Below are 18,315 nucleotides of genomic sequence, written 5' to 3' on the forward strand. Positions count from 1 at the left end.
TTGCGGATAAAAAAAGAGCGCCTGGCGGCGCTCTTTCCATTCTATCAATAATCAGAACTTCATGTTGAGACCAATGGATGCCAGGTAAGCATCGCCATGGGAAGTTCCCTGCCAGCGTGGATTGTTGACAGTGCCATCATGTGATACCAAGCCTTCGTTGACATCAACGGTTTTTCCATCGATATAGGTCATGCCAAAGTCAACGCTCATGTCCGGGTTGATATGGTAGGTAGCGCCAGCGCTGTACCAGATACGATCCGAGTCCGGAATACTCAAGCTACGATATTCTGCTTCAATCGGAGTCTTGTCATAAGCGAAGCCCAGACGTGCTTCCCAAGAAGGGTTAATAAACCAGGTTCCACCCAGAGAATAACGAGTAGAGTCTTTGAATTTTTCTGGTTTATAGAGGCATACACCTGGCTTACCTGGAGAGTTACAGCCGGCACTTGTTGCATTTAGCTCTTGGAACGCGCTCCAGTCTGTCCAGTTGACAGAGTAGTGAACTGCAAATTGCTGGTTCAAACGGTGATAACCGGCAAATTCAGCTTGTGCAGGAAGGTCGAGCTTCAAGTTGCCATCAACAACTTTGTTATTTGATGTTGTTCCTTGGAAGTCACCATCAAAGCTCATATCAACTTGTGAACGGTAAGTGAGCGCCAAACGGTTGTTTTCGTTTATTTCGTAGAGTGTGCCAACGTTCCAGCCAAAGCCCCAAGTATCGCCTTTAAGATGCGCTATGGATGTGTCCGCTGGAGTACCTGTTGGTTTGCCAAGCACGCCCGCAAAACGATTAAGTTCAGCTGCACCATAAACCGCGTTAATACCTGCACCGATGCTGAATTGCTCATTTACCCGGTAGGCGATATTGGGGTTGATATTGAAGGTAGTGAGAGAGGTATCGCCTGCACCTGAGCCTGCGGCAAAGTTTTTGTCATATTCGGTCGACAAGCCGTAGTTGGAGAAGAGACCTATGCCCCAGGCCCACTGGTCATTTAACGGTTGAATAAAGTAAGAGGCTGGAACAAACGCTGCTGGTGCGATGCCAGAAGCAGAAGCATCACTATTAAAAACGTTTGGAATAGTAGCCCCATTGGGTCGTGTGAGGTTACCGCTGGTTTTGCCTTCAACATCCACATCCGGCTTGATATAGGTGCCGGAGACGGAGACCGCCATCTTGTCGAAGGTGGTCATGGCTGCCGGGTTACGGGCCAGCACGGAGGCGTTATCGGCGATGGCTGCTTCGCCTGCATAGGCGCGACCCAGACCGGAGGCTGAGTGCTCGTTCAACTGGAATGCCGCAGCATGGACTTGACCAGTGGCCAGTGCGATGGTGGCGGCAATCAGGCTCTTCTTGAAAATAGTTGTCGTCATGGAGTTCTCTCTTGTAGGCAGATTTTTTTGCCAATGAAGGCTGCACGTCCGGTGCAGATCACGGCAAAATCCGTTTTTATTTCAGCTTCTTCTTGTCAATTCTGGTTCGATTCTATGGATCTGGTAGGAGGTAAGAAATCAGACCAGTGACAGCAGAATACATAAAAGTGACTACTGTGTTAATCATTTGTTTTAACTTGCTGTTTAATTCATCACTTTCAAGGGGTAACGGGGGATTATTGACCGAGATAACCGATCCGGGTCACAAAAATAATTTTACTGATTTTTCGAAATTTTGAGGCAAATCAGCGGTAAAGGGGCGTAAGGGGAGATAACAGGCAGCGGCTTACCACCGCCACCTGTCATTCATGGGCTGTCAAGCTTTGTTAAATGGCCCAGTGCAGGCGTGACTGCAGTGCCGTGGCAACAGGTTCGAGGGACTCTTTCATCTCGCCAATCAGCACCATGTTGGCCCCTTTGAGTTGGACGATTTCCCCTTTGAGGGTGCCATCTTCAAAGCTGGCCTGTTGCAGGGTGAGGGGCACATGTTTGGGCACCAAAAACAGGGTAATGGGCCCCATCTTCCCCTGGATCACCATGTGTAAGGCTGGTCCTTGATAAAACGAGCAGTGATTGGCATAGGTGACGTTAAGTCCATTCATCTCGCTCAGGGTTGCCCCGTATTTTTCCATCTTGCTGTTGATGCTGTGCAAGTTGACCCTCTCATCCGTTCCCTGGATAAAGGGCGCTTCCTCATAGACATGGGCCATGGCCACTTGTGCGAGGGATTGGGCGGTGGGGGGCGCTTCTGGCAGGCTGATCCAGCGAGTGCTCATCCCCAACAAGAAGGCCACCGATGCAGCCATGGCGATCTGGCGCCAGGGGGACGGCGTCCGATCGCTGGCGAATGTTTTGGCGCTGTTCAGGGGATGAATATTGTCATCGGGCGTATCTTGCAGCATGGCTTGCCTGAGCAGGATCCGCTCGGCCAGTCCAGCGGGCACATCTACCTGCATGGCACCCTTGAGGGTTCTGTCAAACTGCTTCATCTCGTCAAGGTAGTGGCGATTGGCTTGGCTGGCATCGGCAGTCTCGAGAAAGTCTGGTTGCTGATCATTGGGCTGGATCATGGCGTTGCGGCGAAATTCGAGTTCATCCATGTCCGTGTCCTCTTGCTTGTTTTTTCTGTTCCATCGCCTCCTTGATCTGGTTGCGGGCGCGAAACAGTCTGGTCATGACAGTGTTTTTGTTCAGGCCGAGCATCCTGGCGATCTCCTCACCACTGAATCCCCCTACGACTTGCAGCAGGAGTGGTTCTTGATACTCCTCTGGCAGGCGGGTGATGTGACGGCGCAGCCATTCGTTTTCCATCTCCTGTTCGCAGTGTAAGGCGTCAGGATCACTTTGCGGGAAATCATCGAGATCGACCAAATCGAACTGCTTGCGTTCAAAGCGGCGGGCGTTCTCCCGTCTGAGAATGGTGATCAACCACCCCTTGGCCGCCTTGTCATCCTGCAGGGTGTCGATCGCCTTCCAGGCGCGCAGGAAGGTCTCTTGCACCAGATCTTCCGCCACGCTGGGATCCCGGGTCAGCCAGTAGCCATACCGGTAGAGATCCCCGTGCAGCGCATGGACCAGTGCTTCAAATTTGGTTTGTTTGTCAGCCATAGGAGTAGAGACCGGCGCAGTGGCCGGATCATTTCCACCCATATGCTGTTGAGCGCGTTTTTTGCTAAAAAACAGCAGAGCCATGGGGCAATCCTTGTCAAGGGGCGTGGCGGCGGGAGCGGGAACCCCTGTACGCCAGCAGGGAAATCAGGTGCGCAATACCAGCGGTTTCATGAGCCCTGAGGGTATGCGCCAGAGCGCACCACTCGATGGGCTCGCCAGAAGAGGGCGGTGAAAAACAGGCTCGCTCGAGTTCGCCGAGCGCGTTGCTGCTCCGATTATGCCCAGCGCCGGGCAACTGGCCTAATTGATAATAGGGAACCTGCCAGCGCAAGGTAGCCCAGTGGATCAGCGCCTTGCGGCTTGCCTCTGGTTGACGCCGGGCCAGTGCCCGTTGTAGTTGATAGAAGGCGCACCAGCGTGGTCCGTGGCGCTGCACGGCACGAAGGGCTAGCGCTAGCAGCACCCACCAGAGGCTCTCTGGTCTAGGGATCTGTGGCGGCTGACTGTCTGGCTGTGGGCGAGCCGTCGCGAGGACAGTCAGGTCGATAGCGGGCAGACTGGCCTGCTCAATCCGGCCACTTTGGGTGCTGAACCAGGGCACCGCAATGGGGGGGAGCTGATACTTGCCGCTGTTCTCTGCGACCAGAGTTTGACGCCACTCCCGTTCAAACAGCAGTGTTCCCTCGCGATAGCGTTCCTGTTGCTGCTCGCCATCGGGATGGGCCTGCACCCCGGTTGGCAGCTGATGAGCCATCAGCTGGGCAAGCTGGAGTTGGCTGCCATCGCCATTTTCCATGGTCAGGGTCAGGATCCGGATCAGCGGTTCCCCCACCTCTGCGGTGGTGCCGGGTTCCAGTCGTTGTGTCAGGGTGAGGCGGGATGCCACCGCAGTGGCGGGGGCCTTGTCTACCCGTATCGCAAGAGGGGCTGCCCTGGCTGAGAGTCGCTGTGGGTTGCTCCCTTGCTGTATCAGCTGGCCTTGCAAGCGGGGGGAGTCGATATGCCAGAGCCCCGGTGCTTTTGCCTGAACGAGCCAGCTGCGGGTGAGCCTGCCGGGCAAGCCAGCCTGAGCGGGGGCGATCCACTCATCACTGCCGAGGCGACGGATGGTGAAGTGGGTTGAGCTAAGCTCGCTCAGTCCCGGGTTTTGCATGCTGATGGGCAGCCAGAGGGTCAGGCGGTAGATCACCGGCTGGCCGGGATAGAGCGGGCCCTGATGGTCAAGGCTGGCTTGCATCTCGAGGGGCGAGGGGGGGGCGGGCTGCGGCAGTGCCGCTGCACTCGCCTGACGTATGGGCAGGGTGAGCGAAGGGGTGAACTCATTTCCCAGTTTGAGCGGGGCAATCACCACCCCTGTATTCGCAGGTGAACCGCTCTGGTGCAGCGGGATCTGCCAGCGAGTCAGTTGTTGTACCGGGGTGGTGACCCGGCTCATGGTCACTCTGCCCACCGCAAACTGGCGCAGTAGGGGGGTGATCTCCAGCTCGCTGCTCTGGCGCTCGCCATCCGCTTCGATGATCAGCAGCCAATCGCTGGGGTCGGCCCCCGGCAGCAGCTCTGCCCGGGGGGGCAGGGCCCAGCCAAGCGGACTCGCCAGTGCGAGCAACAGTCCCCATCCTGCCCGCGTCACCAGGGCTCCTCCACCTTGATAAGGTCCCGGCGCAGCGCCTCTTTGCGCAGTCGCTGCTCCAGCAGCAATACGGGTGGGGAGGGTGGCAGGGGCATTGCCGTTGCCTGCTGATCAGCTGCTGGCTCGGGTTGCTTGCTGCTGTTGGTATCGGGAGCGGCGGCCGCTACGCCTTGTAACAGCGAGAGGTTATAGAGCGCATCTTCATGGCCGGGCTCCAGCCCCAGGGCTGCCAGATAGGCCTCCTTGGCTGCGGCAAACTCCCCCAGTTGCAGCAGGGCATTGCCGCGGTTGTAGTGGGCGGTGGCGCTCGTCGCTTGCTGATAGGCTGCGATTGCTTGCAGGTAGGCGCCAGCCCGATACCAGGCGTTGCCGCGCCAGATCGGATCATTGAAGGTGCGAGCGGCCTGTTGAAAATTTCCCTGTTGATAATCCTGCATCGCTTGCAGCTCGCTCCTCTCAACTGCTTGCAGATCTTGCGGCGCAAGTAGTTGCCATCCCAGCATCAGCGCCACCATCAGCCGGGCGCCGATTCTGGCCAGCAATGCTAGCGGTAACAAAGGGATTAGCAGCCAGGGGCCAAGATCCAGAGGTGCTGGGGTGATGGCTGAGGTGGTGGTGGGCAGCGGCGCAAAGCGGGGCACTTCGCTGCCAAGCCACTGCAGCTCACCGCCGAGACGATTGGCCAGTGCGGCAATGGCCTGACTATCGGGGGCAGGCAGTTGTGCGGGCACGCGGGTAGCAAAACCCAGCTCATTGGCTGGAACGGCGGGCATGCTGGCCGGTTGCCCGCTGCTGGCGAGCAGGATATCGAGGCGAGCCGGTTGGGTGCCACGGCAAAGCAGGCGCTGTTGGCAGGGCCACAAGGCGCTAATTTGTTCCATCTGGTTCGTGGTGAGGTCATCGGTGATCAGCAGCAGACGCGCCTGCTCACCGGGGGCCAGCTGTTGCATGGCAAGGTCAACGGCCCGTGCCGGGTTGCTGCCCTGCAGCGGCATGATATCGGGGCGCAAGTCGGGCAGCAGCAGCGACAGGGCCTGATGATCCCGGGTTGGCGGCATGGCGAGGTAGGCATCGCCTGCGTAGAGGATCAGCGCGATGCGCTCGCCCTCGGCGCGGCTGAGCAGTTGCTGCAACTGCCATCTGACCCGGGTCGCCCGATCTGGTTTGAGATCGGTGGCGGTCATCGATCGTGACAAGTCCAGCAGCCAGATATCGAGCGGCGCTGCAGGCTGCTGTTGCAGCTCACTGTGCAGTGCCGGTCCGCTCAGAGCCAAAATGACGGGCAGGGTTGCCAGCCAGAGCCAGGGGCGTTGAGGGCGGGATGCTGGCAGCAGATAAGCGTGCATGGCTGGGGCGAGCAGCGGGGGCTGGCGACGACGGCGCCACCCTTGCCAGAGCCAGGGGATGAGAGCGATAAGCCACAGGGGCCGCAATAAGATCAGCTCCATCTGCGCGCGCCTTTAGCCAGCCAGCTACGTACCTTGCGCAACTCCAGCCTGCCACGCCCTGCCGGCAGAAGCAGCAAGCCACCAAGCAGTGCCAGCGGCCAGGGGTAGAGCTCGATCACCGGCTGGTAGTGGGCAACGGGCATGGGGGCAGGTTCAAGGGTATTGAGGGTCGCGTTGATGGCCTCGAGATCGCTCTGGGTGCGTGCCCGAAAGTAATGCCCCTTGCCGATCTGCGCCAGCTCTTTAAGCAGCGGCTCGTCCAGTTCACTGCTGGGATCGGCTTGGCCACTGCCCGCTTCATCGTAGGGCTGGATAAAGGTATCGGGATCAGCACCGACCCCCAGCGTATAGATCCGTATTCCCTGCGCTGCGGCGAGTTTGGCCTCCTGCAACGGGTCAGCGTTGCCTGCAGTGTTGCGGCCATCGGTCACCAGTAGCAGAGCGGTCGGGCGACCAGGGTCCCCATGCTGGCGTGCCAGCAAAATGGCCTCACCAAGGGCGGTGGTGCGGCCGACCAGATCAAAATCGAGCTCGTCGCTCAAGGTCAATAGCGCCGGGATCTCTTGAGTAAGGGGGGAGAGCAGGTAGGCGTGATCGGCAAAAACGATAAGGCCAACCCTGTCTCCGGCCCGCTTGGCGATCAGCGCCTTGATCTGCTGGCGCACCGCCGTCAGCCGCGCTTGCTGCTCGCCGTTGTCGAGCATATCCGGGGTGCGCATGCTGTCGGAGAGATCCACCGCGATCAGCAGATCCCGGCTCCCTTCATATCGGATAACCGGTTCTCCCCACCACTGGGGGCGGCAGAGGGCGAGGATGAGGGCACACCAGAGCAGCATGGCGCGCCAGAGCGGCAATCCGGCGTGAGGGCGCAGCAGGGCAAACCCGGGGTGAGTCAGATAACCACGGCGCAGGGGCGGCAAGCCGAAGCGCACCAGCAAGGGCAGCACCAGTGCCAGTGCGAACCAGGGCCAGGCCAGGATCATGGATGTCTCCGCGCGGCTTTACGCCCTGATCGGGGAGAGCGCTGCAAAAAGAGGGTTTGACCCCAGCGGCGATAATCTTGCAGCAGCTGTTCGCACTGCTCGCGAGTTGGGTTCTGGCTGCCATAGAGCCAACTGCTCCAGTGATGGGAGAATTGGCTGAAATCGCTGCCGCCGTGACGATCGACGAAGGCGAGCCACGCCTCTCCCTGTAGCTGGCGTGCCTCGGGCCAGCGTTGCAGCGCTTCATGGCGCAGGGCCTCCTGTATGTGTGCCACCAGTAGCGCCGGATCTCCCTCCAGCTGGCGGCACCAGCGGCGGTAACGTATTACCCTCTGGGCAATCAGGACGATCAGAAACAGAATAAAACCGGTGATCAGGAGCCACAATAACGCCTGTATTCTGGGGTCCAGACTTTGCTCAATCAGATCCGGCCCCGGGTGAATGTCCCGCATCAGGGCGGCCAACTGCGCGGTCATGGCCTCGGAGGCGGGACTGGCCGTGCCGAGATCCGTTGGCGCTATTACCCCTGATGACATAACCCCTCCTGCCACTGTTGTTGCAGCGTCTGGCTGTTATCGAGCAGATAGAGGCGCTGTACCAGCGGCAATAACTGCTGCTTGCCGTGGGCCAGCTGCTGCTCGGCGGCGTGCTGGTAGCGGCGGGAGAAACCGGCATGGCCCCCATCCAGCCAGCCCTGATAGTGCTGGGCTGGCCGATCGATGGCCACTGGCAGCTGGCCGTCAGGGGGAAGGGCTGCCTCGAGGGGATCGCGGATCTGCCAATAGTGGATATCGTGGCGCCGCGAGAGCAGCTGCAACTGCTGACAGAGCGCCGACTCGCAGGGTCTGTGGTCGGTGATCAGCGTCAGTTTGGCACCATGGGGCAGCTTCACACTGGCCAAGGTATCGGCCAGCGAGTGAGAGAGTATCCGACGTGTCAGCCCTTGCTGGTAGTGATGGCAGAGAGATTCGAGCAGGGGCAGCACGCTGCCGCGTTGGCTCTGGCGATGTGAAACAAGTCCGTTGCAGATCAGGGTGTTGTGCTGTTTCTCCCCTTGCCAGATCAGGGCTGCCGCCAGCTCGCAGGCGAGGCGCGCCTTGAGCTGCAATGTGGAGCCGAAATACATGGCGGGAGAGAGATCGAGCAGCAGCCAGTGCGCCTGATCCAGCTCCTCGCTGTAGAGGCGGGTGTAGGGGCGCCCGAGGCGCGCTGTCACCCGCCAGTCGATATGGCGGACCTCGTCACCCGCCTGATAGGCGCGCAGTTCTCGAAACGTGAGCCCGGGGGAGCGGCCCGGTTTGCCGCGTTCGCTGCTGCTTCGGCCTGTTCTCGGCCTGGCTCTGGCATTGGCCCAGAGCCGGATATTGAGCAGCCGTGGCAGTGACAGACTGATGTCGGGATGCAGACCGAGATCTAGGGGCATGGCACCTGATCCAGCAGTTGGGCGATCAGGATGTCGTTATCCAGATTGTCGGCCAGTGCCTGATAGCTGGGGATAAGGCGGTGGCGCAGCACCGGATAGGCCTGCAGCTGGATATCTTCCGGCAGCACATAGTCACGCCCGGCAAGCCAGGCACGGGCGCGGGCTGAGCGGGCCAGCCCCAGCGTTGCCCGGGGGCTGGCGCCCACGGCAATCAGCGGCTCAAGGGCAGGGCACAGACCACTGCCCGGGCGAGTGGCGCAGACCAGCTCCACCAGATAGTGCTCCAGTCTGCTCTGCATGGTCACCGCCAGCACTTCGCTGCGGGCACCTTGCAAGGTGGCCTGGCTCAGGGTCACCGGCGCAGCGCCAAGCTGTTCACCGCTGGCGTTGAGTTGCAAGATGGCGAGCTCCATGGCGGGGCTGGGGTAATCCACCATCAGTTTGAGCAGAAAACGGTCGAGCTGCGCTTCCGGCAGGGGATAGGTCCCCTCCTGCTCGATGGGGTTCTGGGTGGCGGCCACCATAAAGAGGGGCGGTAGCCGCCAGCTCTTTTTGCCTACGGTGATCTGGTGCTCGGCCATGGCTTCCAGCAGCGCTGATTGTACCTTGGCCGGTGCCCGGTTGATCTCGTCTGCCAGCACCAGATGGTTGAACAGGGGGCCGGGCTGGAATACAAAACTGGCATCTTGCGGGTGAAACACTTCGCTGCCGGTGAGATCGGCGGGGAGTAGGTCGGGGGTAAACTGGATACGGGCAAAGCGCCCCTCGACGGCGCTAGCGAGTGCCTTGACGGCGCGGGTTTTGGCAAGCCCGGGGGCCCCTTCGATTAACACATGTCCTTCACATAACAGGGCGATCAGGAGCCCTTCGATGAGCTCCTCCTGCCCCAGAATCTGACTGCCAAGATAGTCCCTAAGCGCGCTGAATTCTGCCGCTGCCATGCGATAAACCCGTTGTTTTTATGGAAGTTGATCTTTTTATACTCCAGATGTACCCCAAGGGCGAGCAAAGGGGCCTTGCCGCGCTTAATTTAGTTTCAATCAGTCGTATGAAACTTGTGATTGGATTGTTAAGATATGGCGCAATGAGGTCAGACCTCTGCCTTTTAATCTTTGCGTTTAACCAAGGAGCCAGGATGAAACAGCCATTGAAACTGACGACTCGCCAGGGCGAACGGATTGCCGTCGTGGCGGGGCTGCGCACCCCCTTTGCCAAGCAGGCCACCGCCTTTCATGGCGTGCCTGCAGTCGATCTCGGCAAACTGGTGGTGAGCGAGCTGCTCGCCCGCACCGATCTCGATCCCAAGCTTATCGACCAGCTGGTGTTTGGCCAAGTGGTGCAGATGCCGGAAGCCCCCAACATTGCCCGCGAGATCGTGCTCGGCACTGGCATGAGCATTGCAACTGATGCCTATAGCGTCTCCCGTGCCTGTGCCACCAGTTTTCAGGCGGTGGCTAATGTCACCGAATCCATCATGGCAGGCACTGTAGATATCGCCATCGCTGGCGGTGCCGACTCATCTTCTGTGCTCCCGATTGGTGTGAGTAAAAAGCTGGCTCGCGCCCTGGTGGATCTTAACAAGGCGCGCAATCTGCAACAGCGCTTCAATATTCTGCGGACATTGAGGATCAAGGATCTGTTGCCGGTGCCACCGGCGGTGGCGGAATACTCCACCGGCCTCTCCATGGGGCAGACGGCCGAGCAGATGGCCAAGAGCCACCATATCAGCCGTGAGGCGCAAGATGCGCTAGCTCATCGCTCCCATACCCTAGCTGCAGAAGCGTGGGCGCAAGGCAAGCTCAGCGGCGAGGTGTTTACCGCCCATGTACCGCCTTACAAGTCACCGCTGGAGCGGGACAACAATATCCGTGAAAGCTCCGATCTGGCGAGCTACGCCAAGCTCAAGCCGGTGTTTGACCGGGTCCATGGCACCGTCACTGCGGCCAACGCTACGCCGCTGACCGATGGCGCTGCCGCCGTGCTGCTGATGCGGGAAGGGCGGGCGAAAGAGCTTGGCCTCGAACCGCTTGGGTTTATCCGTAGTTTCGCCTTCTCGGCCATCGATGTGTGGCAAGACATGCTGATGGGGCCCTCCTATGCCACGCCGCTGGCGCTGGATAGAGCCGGTATCACGCTCAGCGATCTGACCCTGATCGACATGCACGAAGCTTTTGCCGCCCAGACCCTGGCCAACCTCAAGATGTTTGCCAGCGCCGAGTTTGCCCGCGACAAGTTGGGCCGTGATCAGGCTATCGGTGAAGTGGACATGGACAAGTTCAACGTCCTCGGTGGTTCGCTGGCCTATGGCCACCCCTTTGCCGCGACCGGTGCGCGGATGATCACCCAGACCCTGCACGAGCTGCGTCGTCGCGGCGGGGGATTGGGGCTCAACACCGCCTGTGCGGCGGGTGGATTGGGCGTGGCTATGGTGTTGGAGGTTGAATGATGAGCGCTAAGACTTTTTCCCTGGATGTTCGCCAAGATGGTATCGGCATCCTCACCATGGATGTGCCGGGCGAGAGCATGAATACCCTCAAGGCTGCCTTTGTGGAGGAGATCCGCACCGTGCTGGCCGAGGTGAAACGCAACAAGGATTTGATCGGTCTGGTGATCACCTCCGGCAAGAAGGACTCCTTCATCGCCGGTGCCGACATCACCATGCTGGCCGCTTGCACCAGTGCCAAGGATGCGGAAACCTTGTCGCGTGAAGGTCAGGAGATATTTGCCGAGATCGAGGGGCTGACCATTCCGGTGATCGCCGCCATCCACGGCCCCTGCCTCGGTGGTGGGCTGGAGCTGGCGCTGGCCTGTCATGGCCGGGTGGTGACCGATCACGGTAAAACCGTGTTGGGATTGCCGGAAGTACAGCTTGGTCTGTTGCCGGGCTCTGGCGGTACCCAGCGCTTGCCGCGCCTCATCGGGGTGGCCAAGGCGCTGGATCTGATGCTGACCGGCAAGCAGGTGCGGGCCAAACAAGCCAAAAAGCTGGGGCTGGTGGACGATGTGGTGCCATCCTCCATTCTGTTGGATGCTGCGATCAAACTGGCCAAGAAGGGTAAACCGCGTCATCAATTGAAGCGGGATCTGCAGGGCAAGGTGCTGGAGACTAACAAGCTGGGCCGCAAGGTGCTGTTCGATCAGGCCAGCAAAGGGGTGAAAGCCAAGACCCGTGGCAACTATCCTGCGCCGGAGCGGATCCTCGAGGTGGTGCGGATCGGTGTGGAGGAGGGGATGAAGGCCGGTTTGGCCGCCGAATCCCGTCACTTTGGCGAGTTGGTGATGACTGCTGAGTCCGCCGCCCTGCGCTCCATCTTCTTTGCCACGACCGAGATGAAGAAAGAGGTCACTTATCAAGGGGCCGAGCCGCGCAAGGTGGCCCATGCCGCCGTGCTGGGCGGTGGTCTGATGGGGGGCGGCATTGCGTTCGTCACCGCTACCAAGGCGGGCGTGCCGGTGCGGATCAAGGATGTGGCAAGTGCCGGTATCGGCAATGCCATGCGCTATAGCTATGACATTCTGGCCAAGAAGCTCAAGCGTCGCCAACTGCTGCGCAGCGAGCTGGAAAAACAGATGAGCCTGCTGACCGGTACCGTCGACTACTCCGGTTTCCATCGGATCGATCTGGTGGTGGAGGCGGTATTTGAAGATCTCGCGCTCAAGCACCAGATGGTGAACGATGTGGAGCGCGAGTGCGGTGAGCACACAGTCTTTGCCTCCAACACCTCTTCTCTGCCCATTAACCAGATTGCGGCAGAGGCGGCGCACCCGGAGCGGATCGTGGGGCTGCACTACTTCAGTCCGGTGGACAAGATGCCGCTGGCGGAGATCATCCCCCACGTCGGCACCAGTGCCGAGACGGTCGCCACCACCCTGGCTTTTGCCCGTGCGCAGGGCAAGACGCCCATCGTGGTGAAAGATGAAGCCGGTTTCTACGTCAACCGCATCCTCGCTCCCTACATGAACGAAGCGGCACGACTGGTGCTGGAAGGGGAACCGGTGGAGGTGCTAGACAGCGCGCTGCTGGACTTCGGCTTCCCGGTCGGCCCCATCACATTACTCGATGAGGTGGGGATCGATGTGGGTGCCAAGATCTCCCCGATTCTTGAGAAAGAGCTGGGTGGCGAGCAGTTCCAGGCGCCCAAGGCGTTCGACAAGCTACTGCAAAACGATCGCAAGGGCCGTAAGAACGGCAAGGGCTTCTACCTCTACGGCAAGGCGGCCCCGCGCAATCGCCTGACTGGTAAAGAGGGCAAGAAGAAGGTGGACGAGAGCGTCTATGACGTGCTCGGGATTAAACCTTCCGCCAAGCTTGCCCGCCAAGAAATCGCCGAGCGCTGCGTGCTGCTGATGCTCAATGAAGCCGCCATGGCGCTGGACAGCGGTGTGGTAGCCTCGGCCCGTGATGGCGATATCGGTGCCATCTTCGGCATCGGTTTCCCACCGTTCCTCGGCGGCCCGTTCCGCTATATGGACAAGCTCGGGATCGATCATCTGGTCGGTCGTCTGGAGTATTACCAGAAGCGTCACGGCGACCGGTTCGCCCCCTGTGCCCGCCTCAAGGCGATGGCTGCAGAGCAGCAAACCTTCTACTGATAGCCGCTGCAGATTAACTGCAAGACAAAGAGGCCCGCACACAGTGCGGGCCTTTTCTATTGCATGTGTGGTGTCGGTGGCGGTGATCTGAGCAGAGAAAACACGCAGGTGGTTGAGAGCAGATAAAAAACGGCCCACCGAAGTGAGCCGTTGAGAGATCAGATAACCGGTCAGATCCCCGGTTTTCGCTCCGGACAGCGGCCGATGATATCCGCAGGCAGATCACCGTTATCCTGCTCCAGCACCACATCGAATCCCCACAGTTGATGCAGGTGTTTGAGCACCTCATGGCGCGAGTCGCCAAGGGGGATACGGTTGTGTGGCACGTAGCGCAGGGTGAGGGATCGATCTCCTTTCACGGCCACGTTGTAGACCTGAATATTGGGCTCCAGATTGCTGAGGTTGTACTGGGCCGACAAGGTATTGCGCACCTGACGGTACCCCTCGTCATTGTGGATGGCGGAGACCTTGAGATAGTTTTTGAGGTCATCGTCATCGATGGCGAACAGCTTCAGATCTCGCATTACCTTCGGGCTTAAGAACTGGCTGATAAAGCTCTCGTCCTTGAAGTTCTGCATCGCAAAATGGAGGGTTTCGACCCAGTTGCTGCCGGCATAATCGGGGAACCAGTATCTGTCCTCCTCGGTCGGGTTCTCGCAGATGCGGCGCAGGTCGGTAAACATGGCAAATCCCAGCGCATAGGGGTTGATCCCCGAGTAGTAGCGGCTGTTGTAGGCCGGTTGATAGACCACGTTGGTGTGGCTGTGCAGCACCTCCATCATGAAGCTATCGCTCAGCTTGCCCTCGTCATAGAGGTGGTTGAGGATGGTGTAGTGCCAGAAAGTGGCCCACCCCTCGTTCATTACCTGGGTCTGTTTTTGTGGGTAGAAATACTGGCTGATCTTGCGCACGATGCGCACTACTTCCCGCTGCCAGGGCTCCAGCAAGGGGGCATTCTTCTCGATGAAGTAGAGAATGTTCTCCTGGGGTTCGGCGGGGTAGCGTCTGTCCTCGACCCCCGCCGCTTTATGCTGCTTGGGCAGGGTACGCCATAGCTCGTTGACCTGGGTTTGCAGGTAATCTTCCCGTGCTTTTTGGCGCCGTTTTTCCTCTGCCATCGAGATCTTCTGGGGCCGTTTGTATCGATCCACCCCGTAGTTCATCAGGGCATGACAGGAGTCCAGCAACCGCTCTACTGCGTCAATACCGTGTTTTTCTTCACACTCGGTAATGTATTTTTTGGCGAACAGCAGGTAGTCGATGATCGAGGAGGCATCCGTCCACGCCTTGAACAGATAATTGTTCTTGAAGAAGGAGTTGTGGCCGTAGCAAGCGTGGGCCATCACCAGCGCCTGCATTGGCATGGTGTTCTCCTCCATCAGATAGGCGATGCAGGGATCCGAGTTGATGACGATCTCGTAGGCCAGCCCCATCTGGCCACGCTTATAGTTGCGCTCGGTATGGATAAAGCGTTTGCCAAATGACCAGTGTTGGTAACCCAGCGGCATACCGACACTGGAGTAGGCATCCATCATCTGTTCGGCGGTGATCACCTCGATCTGATTAGGATAGGTGTCGAGCTTGTAAGATCGGGCGACCCGGGCAATCTCCTGGTGGTAGGTTTCCAGCAGTTCAAAGTTCCAGTCTGGTCCGTCATCCAGTGGCGCAACTCTTTTTTCGGTTTCGATCATAGAACCTCCTCACGCCGCTTGTTTCTTGAACAGTTCACGGAACACCGGATAGATATCCTCAACCTTGCGAATGTGTTCCATCGCAAAGTGGGGGAACTGGCTGGCCACCGACTCATACTCGTGCCACAGGGTCTGGTGGGCGCGGGTGGTTATCTCGATGTAGGAGTAGTACCGCACTCGCGGCATGATATCCCGTGCCAGGATCTCCTTGCATTGTGGTGAGTCATCGGCCCAGTTGTCCCCATCGGATGCCTGCGCCGCATAGATGTTCCACTGATTGGCCGGATAACGTTCGTTGATGATGTCGTTCATCATCTTGAGCGCACTGGAGACGATGGTGCCGCCGGTCTCCTGGGAGTAGAAGAACTCGTGTTCGTCCACCTCCTTGGCCTGGGTGTGGTGGCGGATATAGACCACCTCGACGTTCTTGTAGGTCCGGCTCAGGAACAGATAGAGCAGGATATAGAAACGCTTGGCCATCTCCTTGGTGGCCTGATCCATGGAACCCGAGACGTCCATCAGACAGAACATCACCGCTTGGCTGGAGGGAACCGGCCGCTTGACGAAGTTGTTGAACTTCAGATCGAAGGTGTCGATAAACGGCACTGCATTGATCCGCCGTTTCAGCTCTCTGATCTCCTTCTCAAGCTGGGCGATTTCGGCAAAGTGTTCGTTGGGATCGGTGGCCAGCAGGGTCAGCCGATCTTCCAGTTCATGGAGCTGGCGTTTCTTGCCCGCTTGCAACGCCATGCGGCGTGCCAGCGAATTTTGCAGGGAACGCACCACGTTGATGTTGGCGGGTACGCCATTGGAGGTGTAGCCAGCCCGGTAGGTTTTCATCTCCATCAGCTGGTTGAGCTGGGTTTTCTGCAGTCGTGGCAGCTCCAGATCTTCAAACAGCATGTCGAGATACTCATCCTTGGAGATCTGGAACACGAAGTCATCAGCCCCTTCTCCCTGATTGGATGCTTGCCCCTCACCAGAGCCTTGACCACCGCCCCCTCCTTTGGGGCGGTCAATCTTGTCACCAGAGATGAACTGGTCATTACCGGGATGCACCATCTCCCGTTTACCGCCTTGCCCCTGATGGAAATGGGGTTCACCGATATCCTTGGTCGGGATGCTGATGTTCTCGCCTTTGTCTACGTCCTGAATGCTGCGCTTGGAGACAGCATCCGAGACCGCTTGTTTTATCTGCTTCTTGTAGCGGCGAATGAAGCGCTGCCGATTGACAGCGCTTTTGTTTTTGCCGTTGAGCCTGCGGTCGATAAAATGCGCCATAACTCCCCCTTGAACCACGGCAGGGTCAGGATGACTTGCGTACCCTGAGATACCATTCGGAGAGCAGTCGCACCTGTTTGCGGGTGTAGCCTTTCTCCATCATCCGTTCGACAAAGTTATCGTGCTTCTTCTGCTCCTCGGCCGAGGTTTTGCTGTTGAAGGAGATAACCGGCAGCAGCTCTTCCGTGTTGGAGAACATCTTCTTCTCAATCACGGTGCGCAGCTTCTCGTAACTGGTCCAGTTGGGGTTACGGCCTGCATTGTTGGCCCGGGCACGCAGCACGAAGTTGACGATTTCGTTACGGAAATCTTTCGGGTTGCTGATCCCGGCGGGTTTTTCAATTTTTTCCAGCTCGCTGTTGAGCGACGAACGGTCAAACAGCTGGCCGGTTTCGGGGTCACGGTACTCCTGATCCTGGATCCAGAAATCGGCGTAGGTGACATAGCGATCGAAAATGTTCTGACCGTACTCTGAATACGACTCGAGATAGGCGGTCTGGATCTCTTTGCCGATAAATTCCACATAGCGTGGGGTCAGGTAACCCTTGATGAACTCCAGATAGCGATCATGCAGCTCTTGCGGGAACTGCTCACGCTCAATCTGCTGCTCCAGTACATAGAAGAGATGCACCGGGTTGGCCGCTACCTCAGCGTGGTCAAAGTTGAAGACGCGAGAGAGGATCTTGAATGCAAAACGGGTCGACAGACCATGCATCCCTTCATCCACACCGGCGTAGTCACGGTACTCCTGATAGCTCTTGGCCTTGGGATCGGTGTCTTTGAGACTCTCGCCATCATAGACCCGCATCTTGGAGTAGAGGCTGGAGTTTTCTGGCTCTTTCAGGCGAGAGAGAACCGAGAACTGACCCAATAGCTCGAGGGTGCCCGGCGCACATTTGGCCTCGGTCAGCTCGCTGTTGATCAGCAGTTTTTCGTAGATCTTCACCTCTTCCGACACGCGCAGGCAGTAAGGCACCTTGACGATGTAGACCCGGTCGAGGAAGGCTTCGTTGTTCTTGTTGTTGCGGAACTGCTGCCATTCGGACTCGTTGGAGTGTGCCAGCAGAATACCGTCAAAGGGGAGGGCGGAGAGCCCTTCGGTGCCGTTGTAGTTTCCCTCCTGGGTCGCTGTCAGCAGCGGGTGCAGCACCTTGATGGGCGCCTTGAACATCTCGACAAACTCCATCACCCCTTGGTTCGCTTTGCACAGCGCACCGGAGTAAGAGTAAGCATCGGCATCATCCTGGGCGAAGTGCTCCAGCATGCGGATGTCGACCTTACCGACCAGCGAGGAGATATCCTGGTTGTTATCATCACCCGGTTCAGTTTTGGCGATGGCGATCTGATCGAGGATGGAAGGATTGACCTTCTCCACTTTGAATTGGGTAATGTCGCCACCAAACTCGTGCAGCCGTTTGGCTGCCCAGGGGGACATGATGGGGCGCAGGTAGCGGCGTGGGATGCCGTACTCTTTTTCGAGGATCTCGCCATCCTCTTCAATGTCGAACAGGCAGAAGGGATGGTCATTAACCGGTGAGCCCTTGATGCGGTAGATAGGTACCTTTTGCATCAGTGATTTGAGCTTCTCTGCCAGCGAGGATTTACCGCCGCCAACGGGACCCAGCAGATAGAGGATCTGCTTCTTCTCTTCCAGCCCCTGAGCGGAGTGTTTGAGGTAGGAGACAATCTGTTCGATGGCCTCTTCCATCCCGTAAAAATCCTTGAATGCGGGATAGCGTGCCACGACACGGTTGGAGAACAGGCGGCTCAGTCGGTGGTTGGCAGAGGTATCTACCATCTCAGGTTCACCGATGGCGGTCAGCAGACGTTCTGCTGCGGAGGTGTAGCAGGCTTTGTCCTGCTTGCACATATCCAGGAACTCCTGAATTGTGTACTCCTCTTCCCTTGCTTTCTCATATCGCTGTTGGTAATGCTCGAATATGCCCATAACTTTGCCCTCGTTATAGTCGCTTACCCTGAAAAAGTGGAACACTGTTGTTGTGTGGTGCCTAGTTAAAGACTAGTCAACGGCACCCAGTAGTCCATCACGGTGGATTGGTTAAATTCTGAAGAAACCAGCTCGTTCCTTATGCGGGCCGGGTCAGTCAACAACACCGCTATGTTACTGACTGTTAAATTATTTTTGCCACGATAGTGAGGTAAATGTCAAAGACATAAAAAATAAATGTTTATCAGGGAGTGGAAACTTGTTGCGTGAGTGAGA

14 protein-coding genes are annotated in these 18,315 nt (G+C 58.2%); 2 read left to right on the top strand and 12 right to left on the bottom strand.

The genetic code is table 11. From position 1 onward, the window contains the following. Positions 1–51: 51 nt before the first annotated feature. From BN4575_RS15015 to BN4575_RS15055, 9 genes are all read right to left on the bottom strand, one after another. Positions 52–1,371 (bottom strand): outer membrane protein transport protein, encoded by a 1,320-nt coding sequence (locus BN4575_RS15015; RefSeq protein ID WP_068978795.1) that lies wholly within the window; start codon positions 1,369–1,371, stop codon positions 52–54. A gap of 386 nt (positions 1,372–1,757) precedes the next feature. Continuing rightward, on the bottom strand, positions 1,758–2,531 hold the full coding sequence (locus BN4575_RS15020) for a DUF3379 family protein (RefSeq protein WP_068978796.1): 774 nt from the start codon (positions 2,529–2,531) through the stop codon (positions 1,758–1,760). Further along, a complete protein-coding gene (locus BN4575_RS15025; RefSeq protein WP_068978797.1) occupies positions 2,524–3,123 on the bottom strand; it encodes a sigma-70 family RNA polymerase sigma factor in 600 nt (199 codons plus the stop codon). The genes BN4575_RS15020 and BN4575_RS15025 overlap by 8 nt, the downstream gene beginning before the upstream one ends. A gap of 13 nt (positions 3,124–3,136) precedes the next feature. Beyond that, complete coding sequence (locus BN4575_RS15030; RefSeq protein WP_068978798.1) at positions 3,137–4,648, bottom strand: BatD family protein; 1,512 nt, start codon at positions 4,646–4,648, stop codon at positions 3,137–3,139. A 20-nt stretch (positions 4,649–4,668) separates the two neighbouring features. Next, positions 4,669–6,120, bottom strand: coding sequence for a VWA domain-containing protein (locus BN4575_RS15035; RefSeq protein ID WP_068978799.1), 1,452 nt, complete (start codon positions 6,118–6,120; stop codon positions 4,669–4,671). Beyond that, positions 6,111–7,103 carry a VWA domain-containing protein gene (locus tag BN4575_RS15040; protein WP_068978800.1) on the bottom strand — a complete coding sequence of 331 codons (993 nt, stop codon included), beginning with the start codon at positions 7,101–7,103 and terminating at the stop codon, positions 6,111–6,113. The genes BN4575_RS15035 and BN4575_RS15040 overlap by 10 nt, the downstream gene beginning before the upstream one ends. Next, positions 7,100–7,639, bottom strand: a complete 540-nt coding sequence (locus BN4575_RS15045) for a DUF4381 domain-containing protein (RefSeq protein WP_068978801.1) — start codon at positions 7,637–7,639, stop codon at positions 7,100–7,102. The genes BN4575_RS15040 and BN4575_RS15045 overlap by 4 nt, the downstream gene beginning before the upstream one ends. After that, on the bottom strand, positions 7,624–8,526 hold the full coding sequence (locus BN4575_RS15050) for a DUF58 domain-containing protein (RefSeq protein ID WP_068978802.1): 903 nt from the start codon (positions 8,524–8,526) through the stop codon (positions 7,624–7,626). Before BN4575_RS15050 ends, BN4575_RS15045 begins: the two co-directional genes overlap by 16 nt. Beyond that, a complete protein-coding gene (locus BN4575_RS15055; protein WP_068978803.1) occupies positions 8,517–9,467 on the bottom strand; it encodes an AAA family ATPase in 951 nt (316 codons plus the stop codon). Before BN4575_RS15055 ends, BN4575_RS15050 begins: the two co-directional genes overlap by 10 nt. 194 nt (positions 9,468–9,661) lie before the next feature. On the opposite strand from BN4575_RS15055, the gene fadI reads away from it, so the two are divergent. Next, positions 9,662–10,972, top strand: a complete 1,311-nt coding sequence (fadI, locus tag BN4575_RS15060; protein ID WP_068978804.1) for an acetyl-CoA C-acyltransferase FadI — start codon at positions 9,662–9,664, stop codon at positions 10,970–10,972. Continuing rightward, a complete protein-coding gene (fadJ, locus tag BN4575_RS15065) occupies positions 10,972–13,119 on the top strand; it encodes a fatty acid oxidation complex subunit alpha FadJ (protein WP_068978847.1) in 2,148 nt (715 codons plus the stop codon). The genes fadI and fadJ overlap by 1 nt, the downstream gene beginning before the upstream one ends. Positions 13,120–13,289: 170 nt before the next feature. Here fadJ and BN4575_RS15070 read toward each other — a convergent pair whose 3' ends face one another. From BN4575_RS15070 to BN4575_RS15080, 3 genes are read right to left on the bottom strand one after another with little or no spacing between them, the layout of a single operon-like run. Next, on the bottom strand, positions 13,290–14,810 hold the full coding sequence (locus BN4575_RS15070; protein WP_068978805.1) for a SpoVR family protein: 1,521 nt from the start codon (positions 14,808–14,810) through the stop codon (positions 13,290–13,292). Positions 14,811–14,819: 9 nt separating this feature from the next. Then, a complete protein-coding gene (locus tag BN4575_RS15075; protein WP_068978806.1) occupies positions 14,820–16,091 on the bottom strand; it encodes a YeaH/YhbH family protein in 1,272 nt (423 codons plus the stop codon). Between the two features lie 25 nt (positions 16,092–16,116). Beyond that, a complete protein-coding gene (locus tag BN4575_RS15080) occupies positions 16,117–18,039 on the bottom strand; it encodes a PrkA family serine protein kinase (RefSeq protein WP_042023831.1) in 1,923 nt (640 codons plus the stop codon). Positions 18,040–18,315 lie beyond the last annotated feature (276 nt).

The sequence above is a fragment of the Aeromonas sp. EERV15 genome (assembly GCF_900079845.1).
Taxonomy (GTDB): domain Bacteria; phylum Pseudomonadota; class Gammaproteobacteria; order Enterobacterales; family Aeromonadaceae; genus Aeromonas; species Aeromonas sobria.